Below are 8,672 nucleotides of genomic sequence, written 5' to 3'. Positions count from 1 at the left end.
GAATGGATGGCGTGACCGTCCCGCTCTCCGACCTGACCTCCATGCCCGACCCCCAGCACGTGTACGCCCTCGACGGCACACGGCTGGCCACCTACACCTGGGGGGAGCTCGATGCCCCCGTCGTGGTGATCGTGCACGGCTTCGCCTCGAGCGCGCGCGACAACTGGGTGCTCACCGGGTGGGTGCGCGCGCTCACGGGCGCCGGATACCGCGTACTGGCACTCGACCAACGCGGGCACGGCCTCAGCGAGAAGCCGCATGACCCCGACGGGTACCGCATCCGCACCCTCGTCACGGACGTCGAGACCGTGATGGACACGTACCTGGTTGACGACGCCTTCTACGTCGGATACTCGCTCGGAGCCCGCGTGGGATGGGAGGTCGTCCGTGAGCTTCCGCACCGCATCGGACGGGCCGTGCTGGGTGGCGTGCCCGACGGCATCCCCCTCGCCCGGCTCGACCTCGAGCAAGTGCGGGCCTACATCGCGGACGGCACCCCCGTCGAGGATCGGACCACGCAGAACTACATCACGCTCACCGAGAGGGTTCCCGGCAACGACCTGCAGGCGCTGGTCGCGCTCGCGGAGGGCATGCGGGCCTCGGGCATGATCGACCCCGATCCTTCGGATGCTCCGACCCGGCCGATCCTCTTCGCCACCGGCTCCAAGGACGCGATCATCGAGGGGTCCCGGGCTCTGGCCGCCGCGGCCCCCGACGGGCGTTTCTTCGAGATCCCGAACCGGAACCACTTCAACGCGCCCGGCTCGCGCGACTTCAAGGAAGCGGCGGTCGCTTTCCTCGCCGAGGCATAGCGAGGCATAGCGAGGCATAGCGCCGAAACCCCCCCTCCGCCGCCGAGCCCCCCTCCTGCTGACGTCAGCAGGAGGGGGTCTCGGCGCGGTGCGGGGGTCTCGGCGCGGTGGGCGACCGGGCAGCTCCCGGGGGAGGTCCGCGTCAGACCGCGGCGGCCTCGTCACGCTTCGGCAGCACCCAACCCGCACGCGGGAAGTGGCAGGTGTATCCGTTCGGGTACTTGACCAGGTAGTCCTGGTGCTCCTCCTCAGCCTGCCAGAACGGACCGGCGGGCTCGATCGTGGTGACGGCCTTCGCCGGCCACAGGCCCGAGGCGTCGACGTCGGCGATCGTGTCGCGTGCGACCGTCTCCTGCTCAGGGGTGAGCGGGAAGATCGCGGAACGGTAGCTCGACCCGATGTCGTTGCCCTGACGGTTCAGCGTCGACGGATCATGGATCTGGAAGAAGAACGCGAGGATGTCGCGGTACGTCGTCTTCGCCGGATCGAACACGATCTCCACGGCCTCCGCGTGACCGGGGTGGTTGCGGTACGTGGCATGGTCGTTCGAGCCGCCGGTGTAGCCGACCCGGGTGTCGAGGACTCCCGGCTGGCGGCGGATCAGGTCTTCCATGCCCCAGAAGCAGCCGCCGGCGAGGACGGCCGTCTCGGTCCCGGGCGTGCGGGTGATGGTTCCGGTGTCGGTCATGACTGCTCCTCAGAAGAATCGGTGGTGGGGTGTGCGAAGAGGGGACTGTAGCGACCGTACCCCTCCTCTTCCAGCCTGTCAGCCGGGATGAAGCGCAAGGCCGCCGAGTTCATGCAGTAGCGCAGGCCGCCCTCGGCGCGGGGACCGTCGTCGAACACGTGCCCGAGGTGGCTGTCGGCGCCCGCCGAACGTGCCTCGGTGCGCGTCATCCACAGCGAGCGGTCGGTCCGCGTGGTCACCGCATCCGCATCGATCGGCTTGGTGAAGCTCGGCCATCCGGTGCCGCTGTCGAACTTGTCGGTGGACGAGAACAGAGGCTCGCCCGAGACGACGTCGACGTAGATGCCGTCGTCGTGGTTGTTCCAGTACGCGTTGCGGAACGGAGGCTCGGTCGCGTCCTGCTGGGTCACCTCGTATTGCAGGGGGCTGAGGCCGCTGACGGCCTCGGGGGTCTTGCCGTAGTCGTTCGACATGATCTGACTCCTTGTCCGACGTCGCTGGCTGCGGCGTCATAGAGGAGAACCGACGAGCGGCCCGTTTTGGTCCCGCAGCCCTGGGAACGGGCTGTGAGTTTCGGGCCGCTCGTCGGAGCGATGCCGTCCGATGCCGACTCAGCCGACCTTCTGCCAGGGACCCCCGGTCGCCGCCGCGTGCGGCTGCTGGTTGCGCGTCCACCACTTCGCCTCGAAGCGCGTGCCGTCGTGCACCACGTCGTCGCCGGCGGTGAAGACACGGGAGGGCGTCCACACCGTCGCGCCCTCTTCGTCCGACGCGAGCTCCTGCCAGGGACCGACGGGATCGCCGGGGCGCTGGTCGCGGGTCCACCACGACGCCTGCCACAGGCGGCCGTCGAGCGAAACGAGCTCCCCCTCGGTGTAGACGCTCTTCGCACTCCACGCCGCCGCGGTGGGCAGAGTCAGCGTCCCGGCGTCGGACGAGGTCGACACGGTGCGGGCCCCGTTCGCCGCCGTCGCCTCGAAGGGCTCCGCCGCGAGCGAGCCCTGCGCCACGTCGTCGGTCGTGAGTCGGACCACGACCGGATCGAGGGTCACCGCTTCACCGGGCGCGAGCGCACCCACGTCGGCTCCGGCGGCCGTCACGGCTTCGAGCGCGACGTTGCCGGTGTTCTCGACGGTGCGGGTCCAGGTCACGGTGTCGAACGCGTCCGCCACCCCGTTCCCGTTCTCGTCCGCCCACTCGCCTGCGGTCTGGCCGGAGACCGCGGGGGTGCGCGCGATCACATCGACTTCTCCCCCCGCCACCGTCAGCTGCGTCGTCGTCTGCCCTGCCGCCTCGACGGTCCAGGTCGTGTCGGCGACGAAGAAGCCGCGGTCGATGTCGGTCTGGGTGACGGTGTGACGTGCCGTGCCGCAGTCATAGCCCGCGCCGAGCGACAGGTTCCGGTAGCGGCAGTTCCCGGCCGCGGGTGGGAGGAACGGCGAGAAGTCGCCGGTCGCAGGAACGACGGTCACGGTCATCGGGCTGCCGTTGTCGACCCGGAACGCGTAGGGAACCTGCTCGCCGACCGTGTAGGGGTTCGACCCGAGGTCGCGCCCGGCGTCGGCCCGCGCCCCCGTGATCGTGGCGGTCAGGACCCCGTCCCGGAGCACCACCGGAGCCCCCGTGTGGGTCACGGTCACCGCGGGGGCGGAGCCGTCGACCGGCGCCACCGTGAAGGCGAACTCGGGTGTGTACCAGCCACGGTCGATATCGGCCTGAGTGAGCGTACGCCGCGGTGTGTTGCAGTTGTATGCGTCGTAGGCCGGCAGGCTCAGCCACCGGCAGGCGGTGGGGGCGAAGCCCGTCGTGAAGGTGTTCGCCGCCGGAGTCACGACCGTCGTCATGCCCGCTGTGCTCACGACCCGCACCTGGAAGCTCAGCTGCTCCCCCGCGGTGTACGGGTCCGTGACGACGTTCCGCGCCGCCGACGTGTTCGTCATCGTGAGGGTCGCTCCGAGCACCGACGTCTGCGGCAGCGTGAACGTCGCGGTCGTCTGGCTCAGGCGTCCGTCCGCGGCGGTGAAAGCGGCCTGCAGGCGCTGAGCGCCGGCGGCCCCTTGCGGTGCGGTGACCTGCAGCTCGACGGTGGTGGTCGCGCCGGGTGCGAGATCCGCGATCTGCGCGGTGGTCGCCGTCCATCCGGCCGGCGTGTGGAGGGTGACGGACCCACTGAGCGCCGTCGCCTCCTGGTTCGTGACCGTGACGGGGACCGCGGTGGCCACGCCTGCGGTGAGTGCTATCGCCGGCACCGAGAGCGGCGCGCACACCGCATTCATCCACTCCTCGTCGAACGACGAGAACTGCATCGTGTCGGTGTACCCCGCCTCCCACAACACGCCCACCCTGCCTTCGTCGATCGCCGTCGCGCTCGAGTAGGCGAAGGTCCCCGTCTCGAGCGTGCGCAGCCCGGGCCAGGTCTCGCCGTCGTCGCAGGAGAGCCGCACCGCTCCGTTCACGCGGTTGCCGTTGGCGCCGTTGTTGGCGTTGGTGAAGATCAGCTTCTTCGCATCGACGGTGCCTTCGGCGGCCTCCGGGTGCAGACGGGTGATCGAGGCGTTGTTCGTGGGGTCGGGCAGCTCGGCGTCGCGGATGACCGGACCGTAGCTGTGGCCCCCGTCGGTAGAGATCGCGACTTTGCGCAGACGCCCGTTGGAACTGTCCCGTGAGTTGAGCATGACACGCCCGTCGGACAGCTCGACGACCTTGTTCTCGTCCATTCCGGTGCCGATGTACTCGCCGCGCTCCCAGGTCTCGCCGCCGTCGTCGGAGTACACCGAGTACGCCTGGATCGCGGTCGATCCATCGGTCTGCCGCACCGTGCCGGCGTACTGCTGGATGAGACGCCCGGCGTGCTCGCCGTAGCGCAGCTGGATCCCCTCACCCGAGGTGGCGAACATTCCCTTCACGTCTCCGGCGACCGGGCTGTAGACGCCGCCGCTCATCGTGCCGTTCGAGGTCTTCACGACGTCCGTGATCAGTCGTGGCGCGCTCCACGTCGCTCCGCCGTCGTCGGAGTGGATCACCGCAGCGCCCATGATCTGCCGGTTCGCATCGTCGTCTCCGTACGCGCTCCCCTGGAATCCCTGATCCTTGGAGTGCACGAAGAACGCGAAGACGCGACCGCTCTCCCGGTCGACGACGTAGCTCGGGTCGGAGTAGCCGTACCGGTCGCTCCCCGTCTTCCCCGCGGCGATGATCTGCAGCGGACCCCAGGTGCGACCGTTGTCGGTCGAGCGGCGCTGGATGATCGAGTTCGGGTTCGGGGCGTCAGCCGCGCTCCCCGGCCGCGCGTCCCATGCCGCGATGACGACACCGTCACCGAGGTGGGCGAGCGCGGGGATGCGGTAGAAGTAGTTCGCCGCGGTGCGGTCGGCACCGAGGTTCAGTTCGAGGTAGTCGCCGGGCGCGGAGTTCGGGTCGGTCAGGTAGCCGGGTGCGGGCGCAGCCGTGGCCGCCGTGGCCGGGAGGCTCAGCGCGAGCACCAGCGCCCCGATCGTGCCGCATCGCAGCCAGTGCCGACGGCGACTCCGGGGGGCGGGCGTGGGAGGAACGTGCATGGACAGACCTTTCTGTTCGTGCGGAAATCAGACGTCTGATGTCTGATTTCAAGTCACTCTAGCGAGGGTCCTCCCGCCGGACAAGAGCTCGATCTCGCGAGGATGCGGGAGTGCCCGGCGCTCAGCCCGCGGCGCGCACGACCGCGAGGTTCCGGGCGACCGTGCGCAGAGCATCCACAGCGGTGACGTCCTCGGGGCGTCTGGCCACCTTGAGCCCCAGCCAATCGACGTGACCCGCGGCGGTGAGCGCCTCGACCACCTGCGCCTCATCGAGGAGGGAACCGGATTCGGGGTGGGTCGAAGCGATCGGCAGGTGCGCATCGACCCACGCCGCCCCATACGGTCCCTGAACCGGCGCCGCACCCGAGAACGCCAGCCCCGTGAGGAGCCCGGAGGCCGCAGCCGTCGCGATCTGCGTGGTCACGGCATCGGCATGGCGCACCTCGATCGCGGAACGCCCCCAGTTGAGCCACAGTCCGATCGGCACCTCAGCCGCACGGATCGCGGTGATCTCCTCGTCGAGCGTCAGGAACCCCTTCTCCGGAACCTGGCCGGGCACGAACGCGTCGCAGTGCTCGACCACCAGACGGGCACCCGACCACTCGAACGCGGCGATCTCGTGGAGAGACCTCACGAGGGACTCCCCGGCTCCAGCCGCTCGTGGAGCGGTGTGCACCGTGACCACCGCGACGGAAGCGGCACTCTCGTCGTTGAGGCGTGCGACGTCGGCGGCGACACGCTGCAGGTCGGCGATCGCCGCCGCCCGTCCGTCCTCGTCGACCGACGCGAGGCCGTACCGAGGATCGTCCCCGAGTCGCCTCATGACGAACGGGATCGGGGTCACGGCGAGCGCGACCGCCGGCACGTTCGCGAGGAACCAGGCGTCGTCGTGCGGATGGAGGCCTCCCATCCACGGCACCTCGAGCCCGCCGACCCCGGGCAGCGCGCACAGTGCGGGCAGCAGCTCGGCTTCGAGCGCCGGATCCCATCGTGCGTGCGCGGGAGAGGCGGGGTACGCGCTGACGAGGACCGGCGCGGTCATGAGCGGGCTCCCCCGACCGCCTCAGCGAACCATGCCGTGATCGTCGAGGGATGGGTGATCGCGGTGCCGACGCACACGGCGAACGCCCCGGCGCTGATCGCGGCCGCGGCCTGCACCGGAGTGTGGATACGCCCCTCGGCGACGATCGGACGGCTGCACCGGGCGGCGGCCAGCTCGATGAGCTCCACGTCCGGCCCCGTGCTCTTCGGGCGCTCGTCCGTGTAGCCCGAGAGGGTGGTGCCGAGGAGGTCGGCGCCCGCGGCCTCGGCGGCGATCGCATCGTCGAGGGAGCCGCAATCGGCCATGATCAGCGCATCGGTGTGCGCACGGAGGCCGGTGATCGTCTCCGCGAGGGTCAGTCCGTCCGGGCGGCGTCGGCGCGTCCCGTCGAGCGCGACGATGTCGGCACCGGCGTCGGCGACGGCCTTCGCGTGCGCGAGGGTCGGAGTGATGAACACCTCGGCGTCGCCGTCCTTCCACAGCCCCACGACGGGGACCGGGAGGTGCGCGGTCGCGCGGATGTCCTCGATCCCCTGCACGCGGATGCCGGCAGCCCCACCGACCACGGCGGCCGCGGCGACCTGCGCCATCGTCCGGGGGTCCCGCATGGCCTCGCCGGGGTAGGCCTGGCACGAGACGATCAGTCCGCCCCGCAGTCTTTCGAGGGTGTCGGTGAATCTCATGGGTTCCTCCAGGCGGATGCCGCGGCTCCCCGCAGCGGCGCGTCGTCGCCGAGCGTTCCCGGCAGGATGGGCGTGCGCTGCAGCGCATCGATCGCCTCGGCGTGGAACGCGGCGCGCATCGGGCGCCACCACTCCTCGCCGATGTTCGGGACACCCCCGGTGACCACGATGCGCTCGGGGTCGAGCAGCGTCGCCGCGCCTGCGAGAGCACGCCCCACGGCGGCGGCCGACTCGTCCAGGGCGCGTCGGGCGATGGGGTCCCCCGCCGTGACCGCGATGGCGATGCCGCGCGCATCGGGGATGCCGGGGTCGCCCCCGAGCGAGAGGAAGTGCCGGTGCATCCCGATGCCGGAGCCGATCGCCTCGAGGTGACCGTGGCGTCCGCACGGGCAGCGCAGGTGCACGGCGCCCGGCACGGGAAGGTGCGCGATCTCGCCCGCGACGTGATGGGCTCCGCGGATCTGCCTGTCACGCACGAGGAGCCCTGCGCCGACCCCGGTGCCGACCGCGATGACGAGCGCGCTCGGCGCCCCGGCTGCGGCGCCGTGCCGATACTCGCCCAGGGCGTGCGCGTCGACGTCGTTCTGCACTTCCACGGGCGCGTCCGGCATCAGCTGGTCGTGGAGCCCTGCGCGGACGAGTGCGGCGAGTGGTGTGCCCGGCCAGTCGGTGAAGGTGTCGGTGGCGGAGACGATCGTGCCGCTCCCGGCGTCGACGACGCCCGCCGTGCCGATGCCGACCCCGGACAGACGCAGCCCGGACCCCGCGAGCAGCCGCCGGGCGAGCGCGACGACGGTCGCCACGACGGCTGACGGTCCTTCGGCTGCGGGGGTCGCTGCCACCTCGGTCCGCAACAACCGGTCGTGGCGGTCGGCGAGCGCTGCGGCCGTCTTGGTACCGCCGATGTCGACGGCGAGGACGACCTCCTCCATCAGCCGACGGCGACGGGGAGCAGGTGCAGCTCGTCGAGGATGGCGCGGATCCGGGACACCGCGTCGGCGTCGAGCGCCTGCACGGTGTTCGCCATCGTGGCGTGGTCGATGATGCCGCGGGCGTGCATCGCCGCCTTGAACGCACCGACACCGGTCGCGTCGCCCGACAGCCCCTTCGGCTGGAAAACGATGTCGAACAGCCGGTTGATGCGCTCCTGCTCGGCCCGAGCCGTCACCCAGTCGCCCGTCTTCGCGGCCTCCCACAGTCGGACGTATCCCACAGCCTCCACGTTCGCGAGTCCGGGGACCACACCGTCGGCGCCGGCCAGGGCCATGGCGTCGACGACGACCTCGTGGCCGGTGAGCAGCTGCAGCGGTCGACCTGCGGCGTCGTTCGCCGCGATCAGGCGCCGGAACGACACGTCGTCACCCGAAGAGTCCTTCACCCCGTGGATGACCCCTTCGGTGCCGAGCTGCACGAGCAGGTCGATGCCGAGCTTGGAGTGCACGCGCACCGGCACGTCGTAGGCCCACAGCGGGGCATCGATGGCGGCGGCGATGGTCCGGAAATGGTCGGCCACCTCGGTGGCCGAGTTCAGGGTGTACAGCGGGGCCGTCGTGACGATCGCCTGCGCACCGGCATCGATCAGCCGTCGAGCGGTCTCGATGATGCGGGGCGCGGTGAGCTCGATCGCGCCGGCGATCACCGGAACCCGGCCGGCGTCGGCGGACACGATCGTGCGGAGCAGCTCGACGCGCTGGTCGTCGGTGAAGTACGCGGTCTCACCGGTGGAGCCGAGGGCGAAGAGCCCGGACACCCCCTCGGAGACGAGGCGGTCGACGAGGCGGGCGAGGGAGGTGTGATCGATCGACCCGTCGTCGAGCAGCGGGGTGGCGACGGGCGGGACGACGCCCGCGAAGACAGGGGCGGAGGAGGTGGCAGACATGTGTGTTCCGG

Annotated in this window: 8 protein-coding genes; 1 reads left to right on the top strand and 7 read right to left on the bottom strand. The window is 70.8% G+C overall.

Translation table 11 applies throughout. From position 1 onward, the window contains the following. The first annotated feature begins 11 nt into the window (after positions 1 to 11). Positions 12 to 812, top strand: coding sequence for an alpha/beta hydrolase (locus E0W80_RS13835; RefSeq protein ID WP_205802360.1), 801 nt, complete (start codon positions 12 to 14; stop codon positions 810 to 812). Positions 813 to 954: 142 nt separating this feature from the next. Here the strand turns inward: E0W80_RS13835 and msrA are convergent, their stop codons facing one another. The 7 genes from msrA to E0W80_RS13800 all read right to left on the bottom strand — a co-directional run bounded on the left by msrA (position 955) and on the right by E0W80_RS13800 (position 8,661). Beyond that, positions 955 to 1,500: a peptide-methionine (S)-S-oxide reductase MsrA gene (gene msrA, locus E0W80_RS13830; RefSeq protein WP_047522878.1), complete on the bottom strand. Its 546-nt coding sequence runs from the start codon at positions 1,498 to 1,500 to the stop codon at positions 955 to 957. Further along, entirely contained in the window at positions 1,497 to 1,973 is a 477-nt protein-coding gene (gene msrB / locus E0W80_RS13825) for a peptide-methionine (R)-S-oxide reductase MsrB (protein ID WP_047522879.1), read from the bottom strand. The genes msrA and msrB overlap by 4 nt, the downstream gene beginning before the upstream one ends. A 138-nt stretch (positions 1,974 to 2,111) precedes the next feature. Then, positions 2,112 to 5,057: an exo-alpha-sialidase gene (locus E0W80_RS13820; protein WP_131493292.1), complete on the bottom strand. Its 2,946-nt coding sequence runs from the start codon at positions 5,055 to 5,057 to the stop codon at positions 2,112 to 2,114. Between the two features lie 121 nt (positions 5,058 to 5,178). Then, positions 5,179 to 6,099, bottom strand: coding sequence for a DUF4862 family protein (locus E0W80_RS13815; RefSeq protein ID WP_131493290.1), 921 nt, complete (start codon positions 6,097 to 6,099; stop codon positions 5,179 to 5,181). Further along, complete coding sequence (locus E0W80_RS13810) at positions 6,096 to 6,782, bottom strand: putative N-acetylmannosamine-6-phosphate 2-epimerase (protein WP_131493288.1); 687 nt, start codon at positions 6,780 to 6,782, stop codon at positions 6,096 to 6,098. Before E0W80_RS13810 ends, E0W80_RS13815 begins: the two co-directional genes overlap by 4 nt. Next, complete coding sequence (locus E0W80_RS13805) at positions 6,779 to 7,714, bottom strand: ROK family protein (RefSeq protein WP_205802357.1); 936 nt, start codon at positions 7,712 to 7,714, stop codon at positions 6,779 to 6,781. Before E0W80_RS13805 ends, E0W80_RS13810 begins: the two co-directional genes overlap by 4 nt. Continuing rightward, positions 7,714 to 8,661, bottom strand: a complete 948-nt coding sequence (locus tag E0W80_RS13800; protein ID WP_131493286.1) for a dihydrodipicolinate synthase family protein — start codon at positions 8,659 to 8,661, stop codon at positions 7,714 to 7,716. Before E0W80_RS13800 ends, E0W80_RS13805 begins: the two co-directional genes overlap by 1 nt. Positions 8,662 to 8,672 lie beyond the last annotated feature (11 nt).

Source organism: Microbacterium sp. PI-1 (assembly GCF_004337555.1).
In the GTDB taxonomy this organism is placed as follows: domain Bacteria; phylum Actinomycetota; class Actinomycetes; order Actinomycetales; family Microbacteriaceae; genus Microbacterium; species Microbacterium aurugineum.
The sequence above is the reverse complement of the archived record's forward strand: the minus strand, read 5'-3'. Positions and strand labels throughout refer to the sequence as shown.